The sequence below is a fragment of the Kingella pumchi genome (assembly GCF_022288825.1).
Lineage (GTDB): Bacteria > Pseudomonadota > Gammaproteobacteria > Burkholderiales > Neisseriaceae > Kingella_D > Kingella_D pumchi.
The window spans coordinates 25,612-47,408 of the sequence record NZ_JAKOOW010000022.1 but is presented as its reverse complement, the minus strand read 5'-3'; the positions used below and the strand labels follow the sequence as shown (position 1 = coordinate 47,408).

Annotated in this window: 18 protein-coding genes, 2 tRNA genes and 1 pseudogene; 18 read left to right on the top strand and 3 right to left on the bottom strand. The window is 62.7% G+C overall.

Going from position 1 to position 21,797, the window contains the following annotated elements; all coding sequences use genetic code 11:
* Window positions 1-128: 128 nt before the first annotated feature.
* A complete protein-coding gene (locus tag MB824_RS05255; protein ID WP_238746542.1) occupies window positions 129-1,616 on the top strand; it encodes a patatin-like phospholipase family protein in 1,488 nt (495 codons plus the stop codon).
* Window positions 1,617-1,858: 242 nt separating this feature from the next.
* On the opposite strand, the gene MB824_RS05250 is transcribed toward MB824_RS05255, so the two are convergent.
* Entirely contained in the window at window positions 1,859-2,206 is a 348-nt protein-coding gene (locus MB824_RS05250; protein WP_238746540.1) for an anti-anti-sigma factor, read from the bottom strand.
* A 213-nt stretch (window positions 2,207-2,419) separates the two neighbouring features.
* Here MB824_RS05250 and MB824_RS05245 point away from each other — a divergent pair, with 213 nt between their 5' ends.
* From MB824_RS05245 to MB824_RS05215, 7 genes are all read left to right on the top strand, one after another.
* Window positions 2,420-3,316, top strand: coding sequence for a DMT family transporter (locus MB824_RS05245; protein WP_238746538.1), 897 nt, complete (start codon window positions 2,420-2,422; stop codon window positions 3,314-3,316).
* A 1-nt stretch (window position 3,317) separates the two neighbouring features.
* Window positions 3,318-4,340 (top strand): tetraacyldisaccharide 4'-kinase, encoded by a 1,023-nt coding sequence (lpxK, locus tag MB824_RS05240; RefSeq protein ID WP_238746537.1) that lies wholly within the window; start codon window positions 3,318-3,320, stop codon window positions 4,338-4,340.
* Window positions 4,341-4,421: 81 nt separating this feature from the next.
* Complete coding sequence (locus MB824_RS05235) at window positions 4,422-4,604, top strand: Trm112 family protein (RefSeq protein WP_238746536.1); 183 nt, start codon at window positions 4,422-4,424, stop codon at window positions 4,602-4,604.
* A complete protein-coding gene (kdsB, locus tag MB824_RS05230) occupies window positions 4,601-5,362 on the top strand; it encodes a 3-deoxy-manno-octulosonate cytidylyltransferase (protein WP_238746535.1) in 762 nt (253 codons plus the stop codon). The genes MB824_RS05235 and kdsB overlap by 4 nt, the downstream gene beginning before the upstream one ends.
* A 191-nt stretch (window positions 5,363-5,553) precedes the next feature.
* The gene (locus MB824_RS05225; RefSeq protein ID WP_238746534.1) at window positions 5,554-6,927 is read left to right on the top strand and encodes an FAD-binding oxidoreductase; all 1,374 of its coding nucleotides are present in this window, start codon (window positions 5,554-5,556) and stop codon (window positions 6,925-6,927) included.
* A 94-nt stretch (window positions 6,928-7,021) separates the two neighbouring features.
* Window positions 7,022-7,098 (top strand) — tRNA-Met (locus tag MB824_RS05220).
* 6 nt (window positions 7,099-7,104) lie between these two features.
* Window positions 7,105-7,180: transfer RNA gene (locus tag MB824_RS05215), tRNA-Ala, on the top strand.
* Between the two features lie 144 nt (window positions 7,181-7,324).
* Here MB824_RS05215 and MB824_RS05210 read toward each other — a convergent pair.
* Complete coding sequence (locus MB824_RS05210) at window positions 7,325-8,494, bottom strand: alpha-hydroxy acid oxidase (protein ID WP_238746533.1); 1,170 nt, start codon at window positions 8,492-8,494, stop codon at window positions 7,325-7,327.
* A gap of 208 nt (window positions 8,495-8,702) precedes the next feature.
* On the opposite strand from MB824_RS05210, the gene ung reads away from it, so the two are divergent.
* From ung to MB824_RS05160, 10 genes are all read left to right on the top strand, one after another.
* Window positions 8,703-9,362, top strand: coding sequence for a uracil-DNA glycosylase (gene ung / locus MB824_RS05205; RefSeq protein WP_238746532.1), 660 nt, complete (start codon window positions 8,703-8,705; stop codon window positions 9,360-9,362).
* A 263-nt stretch (window positions 9,363-9,625) separates the two neighbouring features.
* Window positions 9,626-12,481 carry an aminomethyl-transferring glycine dehydrogenase gene (gene gcvP, locus MB824_RS05200; protein WP_238746531.1) on the top strand — a complete coding sequence of 952 codons (2,856 nt, stop codon included), beginning with the start codon at window positions 9,626-9,628 and terminating at the stop codon, window positions 12,479-12,481.
* A gap of 113 nt (window positions 12,482-12,594) precedes the next feature.
* Window positions 12,595-13,740, top strand: a complete 1,146-nt coding sequence (locus MB824_RS05195) for a M14 family metallopeptidase (RefSeq protein WP_238746530.1) — start codon at window positions 12,595-12,597, stop codon at window positions 13,738-13,740.
* A 433-nt stretch (window positions 13,741-14,173) separates the two neighbouring features.
* The gene (pyrB, locus tag MB824_RS05190; protein ID WP_238746529.1) at window positions 14,174-15,094 is read left to right on the top strand and encodes an aspartate carbamoyltransferase; all 921 of its coding nucleotides are present in this window, start codon (window positions 14,174-14,176) and stop codon (window positions 15,092-15,094) included.
* 9 nt (window positions 15,095-15,103) lie between these two features.
* The gene (gene pyrI, locus MB824_RS05185) at window positions 15,104-15,562 is read left to right on the top strand and encodes an aspartate carbamoyltransferase regulatory subunit (protein ID WP_238746528.1); all 459 of its coding nucleotides are present in this window, start codon (window positions 15,104-15,106) and stop codon (window positions 15,560-15,562) included.
* 82 nt (window positions 15,563-15,644) lie between these two features.
* The gene (locus tag MB824_RS05180) at window positions 15,645-16,223 is read left to right on the top strand and encodes a hypothetical protein (RefSeq protein WP_238746527.1); all 579 of its coding nucleotides are present in this window, start codon (window positions 15,645-15,647) and stop codon (window positions 16,221-16,223) included.
* Between the two features lie 117 nt (window positions 16,224-16,340).
* A complete protein-coding gene (gene mnmA / locus MB824_RS05175; RefSeq protein WP_238746625.1) occupies window positions 16,341-17,456 on the top strand; it encodes a tRNA 2-thiouridine(34) synthase MnmA in 1,116 nt (371 codons plus the stop codon).
* Between the two features lie 110 nt (window positions 17,457-17,566).
* Complete coding sequence (gene rlmB / locus MB824_RS05170) at window positions 17,567-18,310, top strand: 23S rRNA (guanosine(2251)-2'-O)-methyltransferase RlmB (RefSeq protein WP_238746526.1); 744 nt, start codon at window positions 17,567-17,569, stop codon at window positions 18,308-18,310.
* Entirely contained in the window at window positions 18,307-19,389 is a 1,083-nt protein-coding gene (gene mutY, locus MB824_RS05165) for an A/G-specific adenine glycosylase (protein ID WP_238746524.1), read from the top strand. Before rlmB ends, mutY begins: the two co-directional genes overlap by 4 nt.
* Window positions 19,390-19,509: 120 nt before the next feature.
* Complete coding sequence (locus tag MB824_RS05160) at window positions 19,510-21,171, top strand: phospho-sugar mutase (protein WP_238746522.1); 1,662 nt, start codon at window positions 19,510-19,512, stop codon at window positions 21,169-21,171.
* Between the two features lie 282 nt (window positions 21,172-21,453).
* On the opposite strand, the pseudogene MB824_RS05155 reads toward MB824_RS05160, so the two are convergent.
* A pseudogene (locus MB824_RS05155) lies at window positions 21,454-21,797 on the bottom strand (restriction endonuclease); the annotation flags it as partial.

Here is a 21,797-nt window from a genome sequence, read left to right as displayed (position 1 = left end):
CAGGCTGCCTTAAAAGCCGCTTTAAAGGCAGCCTGAAAACGCTGCGGCCGCCCGCAGCGCCCGTCCCGCCCCGTCGGCAGATATGCGAAAATAGCGCGTCCGCATTACCTGATTTTAAGGAGCCTGCCATGTCCGGCACCGTTTTCCGACTGCTGCGCCTGGCCGCGGCGCTGCTGCTGTGTTCCTGCTCGCTGGTGTCCTACCAGCCGCTGGAAACCATAGACAAAATCGATCCCGGCAGCGGCTACCGTCTCGGCAGCCGCTTCGGCCAGAGCGAAGACGACACGCTGCTGGTGCTGGCCTTTTCCGGCGGCGGCAGCCGGGCGGCGGCCTTCGGCTACGGCGTGCTCGAGCAGCTGAACCGCCAGCAGGTCGAAATCGGCGGCCGGCGCCAGAGCCTGCTCGAGAGCACCGACCTGGTGTACGGCGTGTCCGGCGGCTCGGTGCTGGCGGCCTATTATTCGCTGCACGGCAAAGACAGCATTCCCGCCTTTGAAAAGCGTTTTCTCAAACAGAATTTCCAGCGGCAGGTAGCCGGCCAGGTGTTTTCGCTGGCCAATATGCCGCGGCTGACTTCGCCGCAGTTCGGCCGCAGCGATCTGGTGCAGGAGCAGTTTGAAACCGCCCTTTTCGGCCAGACCACCTTCGGCGATTTGGAAAAACGGCGCAAAGGGCCGTTTGCGGTGATTTCCGCCACCGATATGAGCCTCGGCAGCCGCTTCGATTTCGTGCAGGAATACTTCGACCCGATGTGTCTGAACCTTGCCAAGCTGCCGATTGCCCGCGCCGTGGCCGCTTCCAGCGCGGTGCCGCTGGTGTTTAGTCCGATCACGCTCAACAACAACGGCGGCCGCTGCGGCTACCGGCCGCCGGCGCATCTGCAGGCGCCATCAAAGCCCCAAGACGGCGAAGGCCGGCTGCAGGACGAAACACGCAAAGAATACCTGCGCCAGATCGAAGCCTATACCGACGGCGGCAAACGCCCCTTTATCCACCTGCTCGACGGCGGCCTGACCGACAACCTCGCCCTGCGCGGCCTGCTCGACGGCACCGTCGTCCACCCGCAGGCGCTGCTGCAGCGCAGTCTGGCGGAAAACCGGCTCAAACGGGTGGTGCTTATCAGCGTCAACGCGCAAAACCAGGCCGGCAGCCCCATCGACCAAAGCGCCGACGTGCCGGGCTTTAAGCCGGTACTCGATGCCGTGGTCAATGTACCCATCGACCGCAATTCGCAGGAATCGCTGCGCCAGGTACGCGCCTACACCGACCAGTGGAACGCCAAACTGCCGGCCGGCGGCGGCGCGCCGCGGGTGTATTTCGTCAGCCTGCAGCTGCGCGACCTGCCGCCCTCGGTGCTTAAAGAGCAGGTGCTGAACATCTCTACCAGTTTCAGGCTGCTGCCCTCGGAAGTGAACGCGCTCAAGCAGGCCGCCGCCGTGCTGCTGCGCACCTCGCCCGAATACCGCCGCCTGCTCGACGACCTTTCCGCCACCCCCGACAACAGCCCGATGCCCGCCGACCTTCAGGCTGCCGCCACCGTTTCCGCCGCACTCGGCCACGATGGCGCAGACGGCAACGCGGCCGCCTCCGCCGCCTCGACACCGGCGGCGGAATAAGCGTCCGCAAGCCGCGCTCCCCAAAAGCAGCCTGAAACCTGAAAGAAAGGCAGCCTGAAAGCCGGTAGGGTGCGCCGCGCGCACCAAAAAACGCCAAAAGACACGAAACGAAGCTGCTGCGCCGCTTACGCCCAAGCAGCCTGAAAACCTTTCAGGCTGCCTGACAACCCAAACCAAACGCAAAACAAAACCGCATGCCCTGCTTCAGGCATGCGGTTTTTTCTTGGGGCAAACGGTACGCTTTAGTCTTTTTCCGCTTCCAGCGCCGTTTTGCAGCTTTCTTCCTGCTCGGCCGGCTCGGCGAGTTTGAGCTGCGCCAGCCATTCGTCGAGATGTTTTTGCTCCTCTGCTTTTTCCTCGCCGCTCAGGGTGGCGATGTATTTCTCGTTTTCGGCTACCGCCTGACGGCAGACCGGCGGCAGCTCGCCCACGGCCACCGGTTCGGCGGGCATTTCAACGGCGCTGTCGGACGCGGTTTCTACCGCAGCGGCTTCGGAAACGGCGGCCTCGACGGCACCGTCGTTTTGCTGGCCGCCGCAGGCGGCAAGCGCGGCTGCCAGCAGCAGGGCGGCAAACGGGGAAGTTTTCATAAGTGGCTCCTTTCCTAATTATCGCTTATCCGACCGGCATCATGCCAGCCGGAAACGGGGGCAGGTTATTGCCTGACGGCGGCGCTGTCAAACTTTTGCCAAGTATCTGCTCGAATCTTTGCGGCAGCGGCAACAGGCAGCCTGAAAACGGCTGCCGGCGTTTTGTTTGCTATACTCGCCGCTTTTATCAGAACAAGCACCCAAGGAGAAAACATGCAAGCGACGCTCAGGCCGCGCAGCGCGGGCATTTTGCTGGTGGCCGGCTCGGTATTGTTCGGGCTGGGCAGCGTGATTGTGGCGCGGGTGTCGCTGGGCGCTTATGCCGTTGCCTTTTGGCGGCTGGCGGTAGCGGCCGCGGTTTTTCTGCCGCTGGTGCGCCTGTCCGGCCAGCGCTGGCCGCAAAGCCGCAGGGCGCTGGCCGGAGCGCTGCTGGCGGGCGTGTTTCTCGCCTTCGATCTGGCGCTGTGGCACGAGAGCATCCGCGCCGTCGGCCCGGGCATTTCCACCGTGCTCAACTGCCTGCAGATTTTCTGGCTGACCGCCATCGGGCTGATGCTGTTCGGCGAAACGCTGGGCAGGCTGCAGCTGGCGGGACTGCTGGCGGCAATCGGCGGCGTGGCGATGATTGCCGTGCCCGAGTTCGGCCACAACGTACAGGCCGGCTGGGGGCTGGTGTCGGGGCTGCTGTCGGGCGTGATGCTGGCGGTGTCGATGGTTTTCGTGCGCCAAACCCAGCAGGCCGGGCCGGTGGGCATTTTTCCGCTGATGTTTCTGATCAGCGTCGGCGGCATGGCGGCGCTGCTGCCGATTTCGCTGCTTTGGGAGAGCAACCGTTTTTTTCCCGCCGATTGGACGGAAGCCGGCTGGGTAATCGTTTACGGCATCGTGATGCAGTGCCTGGCCTGGGGCATGATTGCCTACTCGATTCCGCTGCTGTCGCTGGCGCTTACTGGTCTTTTACTGCTGGCCGAGCCGGTGGCGGCACTGCTGATCGACAGCGTGTTTCTGCACAAGCCGGTCAGCGCCCTGCAATGGGCGGGCGCGGCGCTGACCATGCTGGCGATTTATCTCGGCTCGCTCAAAAGCGGCGCCAAGCAGGAGGCAGCCTGAAATGTCGCTGCAACGCATTATCGAGCGCCACTGGCAGCAGCCCAATTTGCTGCTGACCATATTGCTCTACGGCTTCTCGCGGCTGTTTCAGGCTGCCGTATCGCTGCGGCGGCGCCTGTATCTTTCAGGCTGCCTGAAAAGCGAAAAACTGCCGCTGCCGGTGGTGGTGGTGGGCAATCTGCACAGCGGCGGCACCGGTAAAACGCCGGTTACCGCCGCGCTGGTGCGCGAACTGCGCCGGCAGGGCGTCGCCGCCGGCATCGTCAGCCGTGGCTACGGCCGCCGCAGCGGCGATATCCATGTGTTAAACGACAGCAGCAGCGCTGACCAGGCCGGCGACGAGCCACTGATGCTCTACCGCCAAACCGGCGCGCCGGTGGCCGTCGGCACCGACCGTGCCGCCGCCGCCCGCGCCCTGATGGCCGTCCATCCCGAGCTCACGCTTTTGGTGTGCGACGACGGCCTGCAGCACTACCGCTTGGCGCGCGATTTGGAAATCGTCGTCTATCCCGCCGCCGACGCCGGACGCCGCCCCGACCTGCTGCCCAACGGCAGCCTGCGCGAGCCGCTTGCCAGACTGGCCGCGGCCGATGCGGTGCTGTTTTCCAACGGCGGTACCGATACCGCCCGCAGCGCCGAAAAACTTTTCAGGCTGCCTGCAGCGCGTTTTTACAGCCGCACCGCAGCCGGCCGCCCCTACCGCTTCGGCCGCCCCGCCGAAACCCTGTCGCCCGCCGACATCCCCGCCGGCACGCGCTGCGCCGCCGCCGCCGCCATCGCCCGCCCCGAGCGCTTTTTCCACGAATTGGCGCAGCAGGGCTTTTGTCTCGACTCTGCCACCGCCCTGCCCGACCACGCCGCCATCGACCCGGCCAAACTGCCTGCAGCCGACTACGTTTTTATCACCGAAAAAGACGCGGTCAAACTGCCGCCCGCAGCCGCCGGCAATATCTGGGTGCTGCCGGTTTGTGCGATAATCGCGCCCGATTTGGCTGCTTTCGTGCGTGCGCGTCTGAAACTGTAACAAGCGCCACGCCAAGCAGCCTGAACGCCCCAAACGCCAACCCGCAGCCTGTTTCAGGCTGCCTGAAAACGGAAAACCGCCATGAACCGCGAAACCCTTGCTATTTTGGTCTGCCCGCTGACCAAAAAACCGCTCGAATACCACGCCGACAAACAGGAACTGTGGAGCAAAGCCGCCAAGCTCGCCTTTCCCATCCGCGACGGCATCCCGATTATGCTGCCCGACGAAGCCCGCGAACTGAGCGATTTGGAAATCGATTCATGAGCATCTTCAGCGTGATTGTGCCCGCGCGGCTCGCGTCCACCCGCCTGCCCAACAAAGCGCTGGCCGACATCGGCGGCAAACCGATGGTGGTACGCACCGCCGAACAGGCCGTCAAAAGCGGCGCGCAGCGGGTGTGCGTCGCCACCGACCACGCCGACATTCAGGCTGCCTGCCGCGAACATCACATCGACTGCGTGATGACCGCCGCCGATCACGCCAGCGGCACCAGCCGTCTGGCCGAAGCCGCCGCCCTGCTCGGTCTGGCCGACGGTGAAACCGTGGTCAATGTGCAGGGCGACGAGCCGCTGATTCCGCCGGCGCTGATCGGCCGCGTTGCCGCCGCCCTGCACGATAGCGGCTGCGCGATGGCGACTGCCGCCCATCCGGTTGCCGACTTTGCCGAGTTCACCAATCCCAACTGCGTGAAAGTCCTGACCGACGCCCAAGGCCGCGCCCTGTATTTCAGCCGCGCGCCGATTCCCTACCCGCGCGATTCGATGGCGCACGGCCGTCTGCCCGAACCGGCGCCGCTGCGCCACATCGGCATCTACGCCTACCGCGTCGGCTTTCTGCGCCGCTACGCCGCCCTGCCGCCCGCGCCGCCGGAAACGCTGGAAAGTCTTGAGCAGCTGCGCGCGCTGTGGCACGGTTTTGACATCGCCGTCGAAACCGCCGCCGAAGCCCCGCCCGCCGGCGTCGATACCGCCGCCGATCTCGCCCGCGCCCGCGCGGCTTTTCAGGCTGCCCAAAGCGTTTAAAGCAGCCTGAAACGGCACCAAGGCTGTTCAGGCTGCCTTTCCGAAATAGACAACCACCAAGCATTCAGGCAGCCTGAAAACATCCGCCCCGGCACCGCCGGCGTTTTCAGGCTGCTTTTATCCCGCCCCGTTTTCCCGTTCACCCGCCCGATGCCTGCCGGCACCGCGCCCGTTTTTTCAGGCTGCCCGCCATGTCTCCCAATACCCTGCGCGCCGAGCTGCGCGCCATACTCGGCGAAAACGAAATCGCCGCCGATCCCACCCCCTACCAAACCGACCAGCGCCGCCGTTATTTCAGCCCCGATACCGTGGTGGCGCTGCCCGCCAGCGTGGCGGCGGTGCAGGCGCTGGTGCGTTTTTGCCGCGAGCGCGGCATCACCCTGACCCCGCAGGGCGGCAACACCGGCCTGGTGGGCGGCAGCTGCGCCGATGGCGGCGTGATACTCAACCTGAGCCGCATCAACCGCATCCGCCGCATTGATTTGGCGGATAACGCGGTTACCGTCGAAGCCGGCTGCGTGCTCGACACCCTGCGCGCTGCGGTGCGCGACGCCGGCCGTTTTTTCCCCTTGTCGCTTGCCAGCGGCGGCAGCTGCCAGATCGGCGGCAACATCGCCTGCAATGCCGGCGGCTTGAACGTGCTGCGCTACGGCACCATGCGCGATCTGGTGCTGGGGCTGGAAGTGGTGCTGCCCGACGGCTCGCTGGTGTCGCAGCTGGCGCCGCTGCACAAAAACACCACCGGCTACGATCTCAAGCAGCTTTTTATCGGCAGCGAAGGCACGCTGGGCGTGATTACCGCCGCCACGCTGAAGCTGTTTGCGCTACCGCAGTCGGACGCTACTGCCTGGGTCGGCACCGCCGGCATCGGCGACGCGGTGCGGCTGCTGGCGCTGGTGCGCGACCGCTTCGGCGAGCGTTTGAGTAGCTTCGAGCTGGTCAGCCGCTACGCGCTGGAATTGTCGGCTTCTTTCAGCAGCCTGAAAGCACCGGCCGATGCCGACTGGCATGTGTTAATCGAGCTGACCGACAGCCTGCCGCAGCAGGATTTGGGCGTGCTGCTGGCCGAAGTCCTGCTGGAAAACGGTTTTGACAATGCGGTGCTGGCGCAGTCGGAACAAGAGCGGCGCGAATTGTGGACGCTGCGCGAAAACATTTCCTCCGCCCAGCGCAGTCTGGGCGCCAGCATCAAACACGACATCGCCCTGCCGATCGCCCGCGTGCCCGAATTTGCCGACGCCTGCGGCCGCGAGCTGGCCGAACGTTTTGCCGGCATCAAAATCGTGCTGTTCGGCCACCTGGGCGACGGCTCGCTGCACTACAACACTTTTCTGCCCGGGCATCTGGACAATTCGGTGTACGAAGCCGAAGCGGCTATCAACGAAACCGTTTACCGCCATGTGCTGGCGCTGGATGGCACCATCGCCGCCGAACACGGCATCGGCAGCCTGAAAAAACACTGGCTGCCCCAAGTGCGCAGCGCCGAAGAAATGGCGCTGATGCGTGCAATCAAACAGCATCTCGACCCGCAAAACCTGTTCAACCCCGACAAAATCTTTATTTAATTTCCCGACAAATCAAACCAATAAAAATCCCGCCGCGCCGGCGCATTGACAGGAAAACGCCGCCACAGTATAGTGCGCGCTTTCCAAACGCAGCGGCGAATTAGCTCAGTCGGTTAGAGCAGAGGAATCATAATCCTTGTGTCCGGGGTTCGAATCCCTGATTCGCCACCACAATTTGGGGGTATAGCTCAGTTGGTAGAGCGCTTGCATGGCATGCAAGAGGTCAGCGGTTCGATCCCGCTTACCTCCACCAAATTCAGAAAGCACCGGCTTTTACAGCCGGTGTTTTTGCATACGCGGCGAATCTGCCGCCTGCTGCCGGTTTCAATCAAACAAAAAGGCAGCCTGAAAACCGTAAAACCGGTTTTCAGGCTGCCTTTAATCGTGGGAAAGGGCTTTAAGAGGGCAGCGGATAAGTGCCTTTAACCAAGATGCTCTCGTCCACGCCCTGCAGGTCGCGGTGGCCGGTGAAGGCCATGGAGATGTCCATTTCGTTGTACATAATCTGCAGCGCACGGGTTACGCCGTCTTCGCCGTAGGCACCCAGGCCGTACAGGAAGGCGCGGCCGGTCATAAAGCCGCGGGCGCCCATTGCCCAGGCTTTGAGCATGTCCTGGCCGCTGCGGATGCCGCTGTCGAGCCATACTTCGGTTTGGCTGCCGACGGCCTGCACCACATCGGGCAGGGCGCGGATGCTGGACGGCGCACCGTCGAGCTGGCGGCCGCCGTGGTTGGAAACCACAATCGCATCGGCGCCGTATTTGACCGCCATTTCGGCGTCTTCCGGCTCCATAATGCCTTTGATGATGAGCTTGCCGCCCCACAAATCTTTAATGCGGGCCACGTCGTCCCAAGAAAGGCGCGGGTCGAACTGCTCGGAAGTCCAGGAAGAGAGCGAAGACAAATCGCCGACGTTTTTCGCATGGCCGACGATATTGCGGAAGGTGCGGCGCTCGGTATTGAGCATCGCCAAGCCCCACTCGGGTTTGGTCATCAGGTTGAGAATGTTCATCAGCGTCGGTTTGGGCGGTGCGGACAGGCCGTTTTTGATGTCGCGGTGGCGCTGGCCGAGTACCTGCAAATCGGCGGTCAGAATCAAGGCCGAACACTTGGCGGCTTGCGCGCGCTTGATCAGGTTTTCCATAAATTCGCGGTCGCGCATCACATACAGCTGGAACCAGAAAGGCGCGCTGGTATTCTCGGCCACGTCTTCAATCGAGCAGATCGACATGGTGGAGAGTGAAAACGGAATGCCGAATTTTTCGGCGGCGCGGGCGGCAAGGATTTCGCCGTCGGCGTGCATCATGCCGGTGAAGCCGGTGGGGGCGATGGCCAGCGGCATGTGGACGTCCTGGCCGATCATTTTGGTGGCGAGGCTGCGGCCTTCCATGTTGACCAGCACCCGCTGGCGGAATTTGATGGGATCGAAGTCGCTGCTGTTTTCGTGCAGGGTGGTTTCGGTCCACGAGCCGGAGGCTACGTAGTCGTAAAACATCTTCGGCACTTTGCGCTTGGCAACGCGGCGCAGGTCTTCGATGCAGGTCATTTTGCTGAGATTGCGTTTCATGAATTACCTTTTCTTCTTCGGAATGGAAACACAGGGCGGCGCGGCAGGCCGGTCGTCCCACGGGGAAAAAACGCTGCATTCTTACCGATTCGCCCGCAAATTACAATAAGCAGTAGGGATTAGAAGGCGGCTATAATGCGCCCCGCGCCGTTTCAGGCAGCCTGAAAGCGGCGCGCCGCCTCCTTCCAACCGTATGAAAGCAGCCGCCATGCACACCTGGCAAGACATTCTGGGCGCGGAAAAACAGCAGCCCTATTTCCAAAACACCCTGGCCGCCGTGCGCGGCGAGCGCGAAAGCGGGCAGGCCGTTTACCCGCCTGCGGCCGATGTGTTCAACGCCTTCAAATACACTGCCTTTGCCGATGTAAAGGCAGTTATCCTCGGCCAAGACCCCTATCACAACGCCGGCCAGGCGCACGGGCTGGCCTTTTCGGTGCGCGAGGGCGTCCAGATTCCGCCCTCGCTGGCCAATATTTATAAAGAGCTTTCCGAAGACATCCCCGGTTTCCAGATTCCGCCGCACGGCTGCCTGACTTCATGGGCGCAGCAGGGCGTACTGCTGCTCAACACCGTGCTCACCGTGCGCGCCCATCAGGCGCACTCGCACGCCAATCTCGGCTGGGAAACCTTTACCGACCGCGTGATTGCTGGTCTAAACCAAGAACGCGAGCATCTGGTGTTTATGCTGTGGGGCAGCCACGCCCAGAAAAAAGGCGCGATGATTGACCGCAGCCGCCATTTGGTGCTGGCCGCACCGCACCCCTCGCCGCTTTCTGCCTACCGCGGATTTTTCGGCTGCCGCCATTTCTCGCAGGCCAACGCCTATCTTTCTGCGCACGGCATCGCACCGATCGACTGGCGTTTGTAACACCGCTTTCAGGCTGCTTTTGGGTAAAAAGCAGCCTGAAAACTTGTCTGCCCGCCAAACTTTCAGGCTGCCCCGCCGACAGTCTAGGCAGCCTGAAACATCCGAGTGCCCTGCCCCGCCGCCAATCTATGAATCATTTAAGCGCGCGCGTCGAAAATAATGGCGGATGCCAAAACGGCGTTCCGTTATAGAATGCGCGCTTTCAGGCTGCCTGCCGTGCGGGCGCCGCACCGGTTTTCTTTCCCCAACCCGAGAGGATTACTATGAATTTCCAAGATCTGTTCAACCGCGACGAATTTGCCGCCCGCCACATCAGCTTCCCCGACCAAGCCGCGCTGCTGGCCGAGCTGGGCGAAAAGGACATGGCGTCCTTTATCGGCAACACCGTGCCGCAGAGCATCCGCATGCCCGGCGAAGTGCCGCTGCCCGACGCGCTCTCCGAAGCCGACGCGCTGGCCAAGCTCAAAGGCATCGCCGCCAAAAACCAAATCAAAAAATCCTATATCGGGCTGGGCTACTACCCCACCCGTCTGCCCAATGTGATTCTGCGCAACGTGCTGGAAAATCCCGGCTGGTACACCGCCTACACCCCCTATCAGGCGGAAATCGCCCAAGGCCGCCTGGAAGCGCTGCTGAACTTCCAGCAGATGTGCATCGATTTGACCGGCTTTGAAGTGGCCGGCGCCTCGCTCTTGGACGAAGCGACCGCCGCCGCCGAAGCGATGTCGATGGCGCACCGCGTGAGCAAATCCAAATCCAACCGCTTTTTCGTTGACGAGCGCGTTTATCCGCAAACGCTGGACGTGCTCAAAACCCGCGCCAAATATTTCGGCTTCGAGCTGGTGGTCGGCGGCTTTCAGGCTGCCTCGGAAGGCGAATTTTTCGGCGCGCTGTTCCAATACGTCGGCAAAGACGGCGATGTGGCCGATCTGGCCGACGTGATTGCCGCCGTGAAAGCCAAGGGCGCGGTGGTGGCCGTGGCCGCCGACGTAATGAGCTTGGTGCTACTCAAATCGCCCGCCGCGCTCGGCGCCGACATCGCTTTGGGCAACACCCAGCGCTTCGGCGTGCCGATGGCCTTCGGCGGCCCGCACGCGGCTTACTTTGCCTTTAAAGACGAATACAAACGCTCCTCGCCCGGCCGCATCATCGGCGTATCGAAAGACGCGGCGGGCAAACCGGCGCTGCGCATGGCGCTCTCCACCCGCGAGCAACACATCCGCCGCGAAAAAGCCACGTCCAACATCTGCACCGCGCAGGCGCTGTTGGCCAACCTATCGGGCATGTACGCGGTTTACCACGGCCCCGAAGGCGTCAAACGCATCGCCCGCCGCATCCACGCGCTGGCCTCGGCCTTTGCCGATGCGCTGGCAGGCGAAGGCAGCCTGAAAGTGCTGCACCAAAGCCTGTTCGACACTGTTGCCGTCGATTGCGGCAGCGCAGCCAAAGCCGGCGAAATCTACCAAAACGCACTCGCTGCGGGCTACAACCTGCGCCGCGCCGGCGATACCGTGCTCTCCGTCGCCTTCCACGAGCAGGCCAGCGCCGAAGAGTTTGCCGAACTGGTGAAACTCTTTACCGGCCAAAGCGGCACCCTGCCCGCCCAAGCGGCTTTCAGGCTGCCTGAAAGCCTGCTGCGCCAAGACGCCATCCTGCAACACCCCGTGTTCAACCGCTACCACACCGAACACGAAATGCTGCGCTATCTGAAAAAACTCGAAGACCGTGACCTGGCGATGAACCGCAGCATGATTTCGCTCGGCTCCTGCACCATGAAGCTCAACGCCACCAGCGAAATGCTGCCGATTACCTGGCCCGAGTTCACCGAAATCCACCCCTTCGCCCCGCGCGAGCAGACCGCAGGCTATCTGGAAATGATCCGCGGCCTGGAAGAGCAGCTCAAAGCCGTTACCGGATTTGACGCCATCTCCATCCAGCCCAACTCCGGCGCCCAGGGCGAATACACCGGCATCCTGTCCATCCGCCGCTACCACGAAGCCAATGGCCAGCCCGAGCGCAACGTCTGCCTGATTCCGCGTTCTGCCCACGGCACCAACCCCGCCACCGCGCAGATGCTGGGCATGAAAGTCGTCGTTGTCGATACCGACGAACACGGCAATGTGGATGTCGCCGATCTCAGAGCCAAAGCCCAAGAGTACAAAGACACCCTCGGCGCGCTGATGATCACCTACCCCTCCACCCACGGCGTGTACGAAGAAGGCATCCGCGAAATCTGCCAAATCATCCACGACAACGGCGGCCAGGTGTATATGGACGGTGCCAATATGAACGCCCAAATCGGTATCATGCAGCCGGCCGAAGTCGGTGCCGACGTGCTGCACATGAACCTGCACAAAACCTTCTGCATCCCCCACGGCGGCGGCGGCCCCGGCGTCGGCCCCATCGGCCTGAAAGCCCATCTCGCCCCCTTCGCGCCCAGCCACAGCGTCAGCCCCGTCGAAGGCGCGTCAGACGGCCAAAGCGCCGTTTCCGCCGCCCCTTACGGCTCCGCCGGCATCCTGCCGATTACCTGGATGTACATCACCATGATGGGCAAACGCGGTATGAAACAGGCCACCGAATGGGCGCTCTTAAACGCCAACTACGTCGCCAAACGCCTGAGCGAAGACTATCCCATTCTCTACACCGGCAAAAACGGCCGCGTCGCCCACGAGTGCATCGTCGATTTGCGCCCGCTCAAAGCCGAGAGCGGCATCACCGAAACCGACATTGCCAAACGCCTGATGGACTACGGCTTCCACGCCCCCACCGTCTCCTTCCCCGTGGCCGGCACCCTGATGATCGAGCCCACCGAGTCCGAGAGCAAAGCCGAACTCGACCGCTTTATCGCTGCGCTCAAATCCATCCGCCGCGAAGTGCAGAAAGTCATCGACGGCACCTGGCCCAAAGACGACAACCCGCTCGTCAATGCCCCGCACACCGCCGCCGACCTCACCGGCGACTGGACGCACCCCTACAGCCGCGAAGAAGCCGTGTTCCCCCTGCCGCACATCCGCGAACACAAATTCTGGCCCAGCGTCAAACGCGTGGACGACGTGTACGGCGACCGCAACCTCGTCTGCACCTGCCCGCCGCTCGAAGCCTACGAAGAAGCCTAAGCATTAACCGGCAGTAAAGATAAGGCAGCCTGAAAGCCGCAAAAACGGTTTTCAGGCTGCCTTTGCGTTTGCCTGCGCTATAATGCCGCCTTTCTCCACTTACGGCCGATGCCATGAAAATCAGTACCCGATTCGATGCCGGTTCGGTGGTGGTTCGCGACTGCACGAAGGCGGACGATATCCGTCTGTCGCTGCGGCCGGACAATGCCGCCGACTTCAAACAATGGTTTTACTTCCGCCTGCAGGGCGCGGCCTATACGCCCTGCCGCATCCGCTTCGACAATGCCGGCGAAGCGGCCTATCCGCAGGGCTGGGACGGCTATCAGGCGGTGGCTTCTTACGACCGCCAAAACTGGTTCCGCGTGCCCACCCGCTATGAAAACGGCGAGCTTGTGATCGAGCACACGCCGCTGGCCAACAGCGTTTATTACGCCTATTTCGAACCCTATTCCTACGAGCAGCATTTGAACCTGCTGGGCGAAGCGCAGGGCAGCGGCCTGTGCCAGATCAGCGATTTGGGCAGCACGCCCGAAGGGCGCGACATCAATCTGCTGACCATCGGCAACTGCGTGGACAGCGATTTGAAAGTGTGGATTATCGCCCGCCAGCATCCGGGCGAGAGCATGGCCGAATGGTTTGCGGAAGGGCTGCTCACCCGACTGCTCGACCACCAAGACCCGACGGCGCGCGCGCTGCTGGATTTGGCCACCTTCTACGTTGTTCCGAACATGAACCCCGACGGCGCGGCGCTGGGCAACCTGCGCACCAATGCGTGCGGCGCCAATCTCAACCGCGAATGGCTGCAGCCGAGCGTGGAGAAAAGCCCGGAAGTTTATTATGTGCGCGAGAAAATGCACGAAACCGGCGTCGATCTCTTTCTCGACATCCACGGCGACGAAACCCTGCCCTATGTGTTCGTAGCCGGCACCGAAGGCGTGCCGAACTACAGCCCCAACACCGCCGAGCTGGAGCGCCTGTTCAAAACCGCCTTTCAGGCTGCCTCGCCCGATTTCCAAGACCAGCACGGCTACGAAAAAGACCAGCCCGGCCAGGCCAATCTGAATATGGCCACCGCCTATGTGGGCAACACTTTCGGCTGCCTGGCCTACACGCTGGAGATGCCGTTTAAAGACAACGACAACCTGCCCGACGACGATTTCGGCTGGAACGGCCAGCGCTCGCTGCGCCTAGGCGAGAGCATCTTAAGCCCCATCCTCGCCGTCTGCCGCCGCCTGCACCCCGAAGCCGGCGACGAGTAAAACCGTTTTCCCGCCGATAATTTTCAGGCTGCCCAAGCCGACAGCGGCAGCCTGAAAACGCCAAAAGCAGCTTGAAAGCCCTATCCGCCTTTCAGGCTGCTTTTATTGGGATAACCTACCCTATACTGCTCTCCCTAAAGAAAAAGGCAGCCTGAAACCCCTCCTGTAGGGTGCGCCCCGCGCACCAAACACCCGCCCAAACACTTTCAGGCTGCCTGAAACGCGCCAACAACAAAGCAGCCTGAAAGCACCCGCCTTGCCGCCGCCGGCGCGCACGCCGTATAATCCGCCCGTTTTTTTCCGCTTGGAAACCCGCCATGAGCACCCGCCGCCATTTCGCATCCACCGCCAGCCCGCAGCGCGGCGGATGTTTTGTTTTCCCGACCCGTTGCCGCCAGACGGGTTTTGTTTTGCCCGCCAGAAAGGAAACGCCATGAACAACCCGTTTTACCGGCAGCACCTGATTTCCGTGCCCGACTGCGGCAAAGAAGGCCTGCAGCTGCTGCTGGATACCGCGCTGAAACTCAAAGCCGAACCGCGCCGCGACCTGCTGGCCGGCAAACTGATTGCCTCCTGCTTTTTCGAGCCCTCCACCCGCACCCGCCTGTCGTTTGAAACCGCCGTGCAGCGGCTGGGCGGCACGGTGATCGGTTTTTCCGACGGCGCCAACACCAGCGCCAAAAAAGGCGAAACCCTGGCCGACACCGCCCGCATCATCTCCGGCTACGCCGACGCCATCATCCAGCGCCACCCCAAAGACGGCGCGGCGCGGCTGGCGGCGGAATTTTCCGCGGTGCCGGTAATCAACGCCGGCGACGGCACCAACCAGCACCCCAGCCAAACCCTGCTCGATCTGGTCAGCATCTACGAAACCCAAGGCCGCCTGAACGGCCTGAAAATCGCCATGTGCGGCGACTTGAAATACGGCCGCACCGTGCATTCGCTGGCACAGGCGCTCAAACTGTGGGGCTGCGAATTTGCCTTCGTCTCGCCGCCGACGCTGGCCATGCCCGACTACATCACCGAAGAGCTGGACGACGCCGGCTGCCGCTGGCAGGTGTTTACCGACCTGCAAAGCGCGGCGCAATGGGCGGACATCCTGTATATGACCCGCGTGCAGCGCGAGCGTTTCGATGCCGAAGAATTTTCGCGCATCCAGGGCAAGTTCAACCTCAACGCCGCGCTGCTCTCCGGCGTGCGCGACAATCTGCGCGTGCTGCACCCGCTGCCGCGCGTCGATGAAATCCACCCCGACGTCGATGCCACGCCCTATGCCTACTACTTCCAGCAGGCGGGCAACGGCCTGTATGCGCGGATGGCGATTTTGTCGCTGGTTTTAAACGAAACCGTTTAGGAGACACCCGTGAAAAACACCCGACTCAGCGTAGAAGCCATTGAAAACGGCACCGTAATCGACCACATCCCCGCAGGCCTCGGCCTGACCATCCTGCGCCAGTTCAAACTCCTGCACTACGGCAACGCGGTAACGGTGGGCTTCAACCTGCCGAGCAAAACGCAGGGCAGCAAAGACATCATTAAAATCAAGGAAGTGCACTTCAAAGAAGAAGACGCCAACCGGCTGGCGCTGTTTGCGCCGCAGGCGGTGGTCAACCGCATCAGGGGATTTGAAGTGGTGGAAAAAATGCGCCTGACCCTGCCCGAGGCCATCAGCGAAGTATTCCGCTGCCCCAACCACAACTGCGCCAGCCACGGCGAGCCGGTAAAAAGCCGCTTCTACATCGCCACCCGCGGCAGCGACATCCGTCTCAAATGCCACTACTGCGAAAAAACCTTCGAGCGCGAATCGGTGGCCGAAGCGTAAAACCGTGCTTTCAAGCAGCCTGAAAACAGCCAAGCGCTTTTCAGGCTGCCTTTTCCGTCTTCCAACCCGCAAGGTTTTTTACATGAAATACCGTCTAAGCATCCTAGTCGTTGCGCTGCTGGCCGCACATACCGCCGCCGGCGACACAGGCATTAGCGCCGACGAAATCAAAGCCGTGCTGCAATGCCGCTACACTTCGCTTCAGGCGCAGCTTTGGCGCATGGATTTGCCTGCAGAAGGGCAGCATTCGGGCATTGTGCGCCGCGCCGGCACTTATGGCGGCAGACTTGCGCGTTACACCCTTGACCAGCCGGTCAGCCTTGTCGAGCCCACCGGCGGCGATGTGCTGCAAATCCGCGAATTTACCGTTAGCGGCAAAGGCGTTTTGGCGGCCGTCGATATCGCCCGCTATCCGGCGCTGGCACAACGGCTCAAACAGGCCGACGAAGCATTCGCCCGCAGCATTGCCGGCCAAAAGACACACGCAAGCATACCGCTCGGCCGCGACATCGCCGCCAGCGAACCCGATTTGTCGGGCAACAGCGAGACGCCCTACCAAGACATCACCGTCAGCCGCTATTACGGCTTCTGGCCGGTCAGCGACGCAGCGGGCAAAAAAATTGCCGGCAAAGAATTTATCGGCTGCCGCTATCCGCAGTAAGCGCAAAGCGAAAATACCTTGCCCGCACCTTTTCAGGCTGCCTTTAAAGGCAGCCTGAAAGCCAAAAAACAGCCGAAATCGGGTAAAATCCGCCGCCTGATTTTCACCGGACACACCATGAGTTCCACCCCGCAAAACATCATCGTCGGCCTTTCCGGCGGCGTTGATTCTTCCGTTACCGCGCAGCTCTTGAAACAGCAGGGGCACCATGTGCGCGGCGTTTTTATGCAAAACTGGGAAGACGACGACAACGACGAGTACTGCAGCATCAAGCAGGACTCGTTCGACGCCATCGCCGTGGCCGATATCGTCGGCATCGACATCGACATCGTCAATTTCGCCGGCCAATACAAAGACAAGGTTTTCGCCTATTTCCTGCAGGAATACCAGGCCGGCCGCACGCCCAATCCCGACGTGCTGTGCAACGCCGAAATCAAGTTCAAAGCCTTTCTCGACTACGCGCTCGAACACGGCGCCCAAGCGCTGGCCACCGGCCACTACGCGCGCAAAGAAGTGCGTGCCGACGGCCGCCACTACCTGCTCAAAGGCCTCGACGGCAACAAAGACCAAAGCTATTTTCTCTACCGCCTGCAGCCCTACCAGCTCGAGCGCGCGCTGTTTCCCTTAGGCAGCCTGAAAAAGCCCGAAGTGCGCCGCATCGCCGCCGAAGCCAATCTGCCCACCGCCGCCAAAAAAGACAGCACCGGCATCTGCTTTATCGGCGAGCGCCCGTTTCGCGAGTTTCTGCAAAAATACCTGCCCACCGCCGAAGGCGAAATGGTTACGCCTGAAGGCAAAGTGGTCGGCAAACACATCGGCCTGATGTTCTACACGCTCGGCCAGCGCAAAGGGCTGGGCATCGGCGGCGCCGGCGAGCCGTGGTTTGTCGCCGGCAAAGACTTGGCCGCCAACAAACTGATCGTGGTGCAGGGACACGAGCATCCGCTGCTGTTTTCAGGCTGCCTGACCATGAGCCAGCTAAGCTGGACGCTGCCTGCGCAAGCCGGCGATCGCGAAGGTGCCGCGCCGCCGCCCGGCCGCTACACCTGCAAAACCCGCTACCGCATGGCCGATGCGCCCTGCGAATTGCGCTATCTCGACAACAACCGCGCCGAACTGGTATTCGACGCGCCGCAATGGGCGGTAACCCCCGGCCAGTCCGCCGTGCTGTACGATGGCGATATCTGCTTGGGCGGCGGCATTATCGACAGCGCTGCTAGCGAGCCCAAATAAAAAACCTACGGCGTTGCTGCGCCTTGCCGTACTGGGTGTACTGTCTGCGGCTTGCTGCCTTGTATCTTTTTCATTTTGACTCGCTATCAATAACTTTCAGGCTGCCCACCATGAGCAACAAACGACTGATCTACGGCTTTCACGCCGTTAATGCCCGCCTGTGGCAAAACCCCAAAAGCCTACTCGAACTTTATGTGCAGGAAGGCAAAAGCGATGCCCGCACCCGCGATGTGCTGGAGCAGGCGGCCAAATGCAATGTGCGCGTGCATTTTGCCGATGCCGAGCGCCTGGCCGCCATCTGCAAAAACGCCCGCCATCAGGGCGTGGCCGGTTTTATCGACGCTTCCAAAAACCACGTCCATCTCGAAGACGTGCTGGAAAACCTGAAAGAGCCGCCGTTTTTACTGGTGCTCGACGGCATTACCGACCCGCACAACCTCGGCGCCTGCCTGCGTACCGCCGACGCGATGGGCGTGCACGCCGTTATCACCCCCAAAGACCGCAGCGCCGGCCTGAACGCCACCGTCAGCAAAGTTGCCTGCGGCGCCGCCGAAAGCCTGCCCTACATCACCGTAACCAACCTCGCCCGCACCCTGCGCGAGCTCAAAGAATACGGCATCTGGATCGTCGGCACCGATATGGGCGGCGATGCCGATCTCTTTCATTATCCGGTGCCCGAGAGCGTGGCGTGGGTGATGGGCAACGAAGGCGAAGGCATGCGCCGCCTTACCCGCGAGCATTGCGACGCGCTGGTGTCGATTCCGATGTATGGCAGCGTCGAGAGCATGAACGTTTCCGTCAGCACCGGCATGGTGCTCGCCGAAACCCGCCGCCAACGCAGCCTGAAAGCATGAATGCCGTTTCAGGCTGCCTTGCACCGGCCGATGCCGACACCGTCCGCCGCGAGTTCGCCCCGCGCCTGATCCGCTGGCAGCGCCGCCACGGCCGCCACGGCCTGCCCTGGCAGGGCGCCGACGCCTACGGCGTGTGGCTGTCGGAAATCATGCTGCAGCAAACCCAAGTCGCCACCGTGCTCGACTACTACCCGCGTTTTCGCAGCGCCTTTCCCGATGTTGCCAGCCTGGCCGCCGCGCCCGAAGACGAAGTGCTGCGGCTGTGGGCGGGACTGGGCTACTACAGCCGCGCCCGCAACCTGCACAAAGCCGCGGCGCAGGTCAGCCGCGACTTCGGCGGCCGTTTCCCCGCCGAACGCAGCGAATTGGAAAAACTCGCCGGCGTCGGCCGCAGCACCGCCGCCGCCATTGCCGCCTTCGCCTTCGGCCGCCGCGAAACCATACTCGACGGCAACGTCAAACGCGTGCTGTGCCGCCTGTTCGCCCTCGACGGCGACCCCGCCGACAAAGCATTCGAGCGCCAACTATGGCAGCACGCCGAACAACTGCTGCCGCCGGCCGCCGCCGATATGGCCGCCTACACCCAGGGGCTGATGGACTTGGGCGCCACCGTCTGCCGCCGCAGTAAGCCCGACTGCGCCGCCTGCCCGATGCACGACATCTGCGCCGCCCGCCGCGACGGCCGCACCGCCGAACTGCCGCGCAAAAAAAGCACCGCCGCCGTCAAACAGCAAACCCTGTACTGGCTCGACCTGCGCCGCGCCGACGGCAGCCTGCTGCTGGCAAAACGCCCGCCCAAAGGCATCTGGGCAGGCCTCTACTGCCTGCCCAGCTTCGACAGCCTGGCTGCCGCCCACGCTTTTGCCGAACAATGCGGCTGCCCCGCCGCCGCCCTGCACGAAGAGATCCCCCTAACCCACCGCCTGACCCACCGCCTGCTGGAAATCATCCCCCTATCCGCCCGTATCAGGCAGCCTGAAACCCCCGCCGCCCCCTACCAATGGGTCAGCCCCGCCCAACTGCCCGACTACGGCCTGCCCAAACCGCTCGAACGCTACCTGCAGCACCAAGCAGCCTGAAACCCCCACCCCGTAGGGTACGCACCGCGCACCAAACACCCACCCAAACTCTTTCAGGCTGCCTGAAAACAAAAGCAGCCTGAAACCCACACCCAACCAACAAAGCAAAGGAGCAAAGCCATGCAGCACGACTACGCCGCCGCCGAAAACTGGCTGGCACAAGACCCCGACCCCGAAACCCGTGCCGAACTCTCCGCCCTGCTCGCCGCCGCCCGCAGCGGCAACGAAGCCGCACGGCAGGAAATCGCCAGCCGCTTCGCCGGCCGTCTCACCTTCGGCACCGCCGGTTTGCGCGGCCCGCTGCAGGCCGGCCCCTCGGGCATGAACCGCGTGCTGGTGGCGCAAAGCGCAGCCGGCCTGACCGCCTATATCAAAGCCGCCAATCCCGAGCGTCCCAGCATCGTTATCGGCTTTGACGCGCGCAAAAACTCCGAACGCTTCGCCCGCGACAGCGCCGAAATCATGGCCGGCGCCGGCATCCACACCCTGCTGCTGCCGCGTCCGCTGCCTACCCCCGTGCTCGCCTACGCCCTGCGCCTGTTTGACGCCGATGCCGGCGTGATGGTTACCGCCAGCCACAACCCGCCGCAGGACAATGGCTACAAAGTCTATCTGGGCAAGGCCAACGGCGGCGGCCAAATTGTGCCGCCCGCCGATGCCGACATCGCCCGCCATATCGACCAGGCCGCCGCCGGCGACATCCGCAATCTGCCGCGCAGCCAGGACTACCAAACCCTAGACGAAAGCTGCATCGACAGCTATATCCGCACCACCGCCGAGCGCATCGATGATACCCAAGTGCCGCTGAACTACGTTTACACCGCCCTGCACGGCGTCGGCAGCGAAGTGCTGTTCAAAACCTTTCAGGCTGCCTCGCTGCCGCTGCCGCAAGCCGTGGCCGAGCAGAACGAGCCCGACGGCCGTTTCCCCACCGTATCCTTTCCCAATCCCGAAGAAGCCGGCGCCCTCGATCTGGCGCAGGCGCTGGCAAACGCCGTCGGCGCCGAGCTGATTATCGCCAACGACCCCGACGCCGACCGGCTGGCCGCCGCCATTCCCGACGGCAGCGGCGGCTGGAAAATCCTTCACGGCAACACCATCGGCAGCCTGCTGGGCTGGGACGCCGCCCGCCGCGCCCAAGCCGCCGGCCGCCGCGGCACCCTCGCCTGCTCGCTGGTCTCCTCGCCCGCGCTGGCCGAAATCGCCCGCCGCTACGGCCTTGCCAGCCAACAAACCCTCACCGGCTTCAAATACATCGCCCAAATCCCCGATCTGATTTACGGCTACGAAGAAGCGCTCGGCTATCTCACCGATCCCGAAAAAGTGCGCGACAAAGACGGCATTTCCGCCGCCGCCGCCTTTGTTGCGCTGGCATGCAGCCTGAAAAAACAAGGCAAAACCCTTGCCGACCATATCGCCGAATTTGAAGCCGAGTTCGGCATCTACGCCAGCGCCCAGCTCTCGCTGCGCACCGCCTCGCCCGCCGCCGCCGGCGCCCTGGTCGCCACCCTGCGCCAAAACCCGCTGCGCGAAATCGCCGGCCGCGCCGTCCAAGCATGCCGCGACTACCAAGCCGAAAGCCCCGCCGCCGACATCCTGCAATACACCCTCGCCGACGGCAGCCGCCTGATCGTCCGCCCCTCCGGCACCGAGCCCAAAGTCAAGTTCTACTTCGACGTGCGCGGCGACACCCCCGCCGCCGCCGAAACACTGCTCGCCGAACTCGACACCGCCCTGCGCGAAACCCTGCGCCGCCCCGAATACGGCAGCCAGCCGGTCTAAGCCCCAAAAGCCAAGGGCAAACGCGCCGCCGGAAATTCATCCGGCGGCGCGTTTTTTCAGGCTGCTTTTCTCGGACAAGGCAGCCTGAAACGGGACTTTGTTTCCGCGCGTAGGGTGCACACCGTGCACCATTTACCGCACCGGCCACCGCTTCGGTGCGCGGTGCACACCCTACGCCAATAAAAGCAAAGCAGCCTGAAAATCGGGCAATACCGTTTTCAGGCTGCCTGTTGATTGGCTTTTCAGGCTGCTTGGACAGCGGGCGGGCAGCCTGCAAAACAATTATGCCGCATCGCGTTTGGCGGCGGCTTTGATGTCTAGGATTTGGCGCACAAAGGCGGCGAGTTGGGCGGGAAAGTCGGCATCGTTCAGGCTGCCGATTAGGGCGAAGGTGTCGGGTTTGCCGCCGTCGTCGGCGCTGAGGGTTTCGCCTTGGTAGTATTGGAAAAACAGGGCTTTGCCGCCGCGGATTTTGCCGCGGTGTAAAACAAGAATGTCGCCGTTTTCGTCTGCGGCGAATGCGCCGGATAGGGCGCGGTTGATGCCGTCGAACGGAAAGTTGATTTCGGCGGCGAGCGAGACTTTTTTGCCGGCAACGGGTGCGCCTAAGCCGAAGCCGTTCCAGC

Bases quoted from the DNA above. Each gene is read 5' to 3' on its own strand.
- MB824_RS05255 (WP_238746542.1), top strand. From the start codon at position 129: ATGTCCGGCACCGTTTTCCGACTGCTGCGCCTGGCCGCGGCGCTGCTG.
- MB824_RS05250 (WP_238746540.1), bottom strand. From the start codon at position 2,206: ATGAAAACTTCCCCGTTTGCCGCCCTGCTGCTGGCAGCCGCGCTTGCC.
- MB824_RS05245 (WP_238746538.1), top strand. From the start codon at position 2,420: ATGCAAGCGACGCTCAGGCCGCGCAGCGCGGGCATTTTGCTGGTGGCC.
- lpxK (WP_238746537.1), top strand. From the start codon at position 3,318: ATGTCGCTGCAACGCATTATCGAGCGCCACTGGCAGCAGCCCAATTTG.
- MB824_RS05235 (WP_238746536.1), top strand. From the start codon at position 4,422: ATGAACCGCGAAACCCTTGCTATTTTGGTCTGCCCGCTGACCAAAAAA.
- kdsB (WP_238746535.1), top strand. From the start codon at position 4,601: ATGAGCATCTTCAGCGTGATTGTGCCCGCGCGGCTCGCGTCCACCCGC.
- MB824_RS05225 (WP_238746534.1), top strand. From the start codon at position 5,554: ATGTCTCCCAATACCCTGCGCGCCGAGCTGCGCGCCATACTCGGCGAA.
- MB824_RS05210 (WP_238746533.1), bottom strand. From the start codon at position 8,494: ATGAAACGCAATCTCAGCAAAATGACCTGCATCGAAGACCTGCGCCGC.
- ung (WP_238746532.1), top strand. From the start codon at position 8,703: ATGCACACCTGGCAAGACATTCTGGGCGCGGAAAAACAGCAGCCCTAT.
- gcvP (WP_238746531.1), top strand. From the start codon at position 9,626: ATGAATTTCCAAGATCTGTTCAACCGCGACGAATTTGCCGCCCGCCAC.
- MB824_RS05195 (WP_238746530.1), top strand. From the start codon at position 12,595: ATGAAAATCAGTACCCGATTCGATGCCGGTTCGGTGGTGGTTCGCGAC.
- pyrB (WP_238746529.1), top strand. From the start codon at position 14,174: ATGAACAACCCGTTTTACCGGCAGCACCTGATTTCCGTGCCCGACTGC.
- MB824_RS05180 (WP_238746527.1), top strand. From the start codon at position 15,645: ATGAAATACCGTCTAAGCATCCTAGTCGTTGCGCTGCTGGCCGCACAT.
- mnmA (WP_238746625.1), top strand. From the start codon at position 16,341: ATGAGTTCCACCCCGCAAAACATCATCGTCGGCCTTTCCGGCGGCGTT.
- rlmB (WP_238746526.1), top strand. From the start codon at position 17,567: ATGAGCAACAAACGACTGATCTACGGCTTTCACGCCGTTAATGCCCGC.
- mutY (WP_238746524.1), top strand. From the start codon at position 18,307: ATGAATGCCGTTTCAGGCTGCCTTGCACCGGCCGATGCCGACACCGTC.
- MB824_RS05160 (WP_238746522.1), top strand. From the start codon at position 19,510: ATGCAGCACGACTACGCCGCCGCCGAAAACTGGCTGGCACAAGACCCC.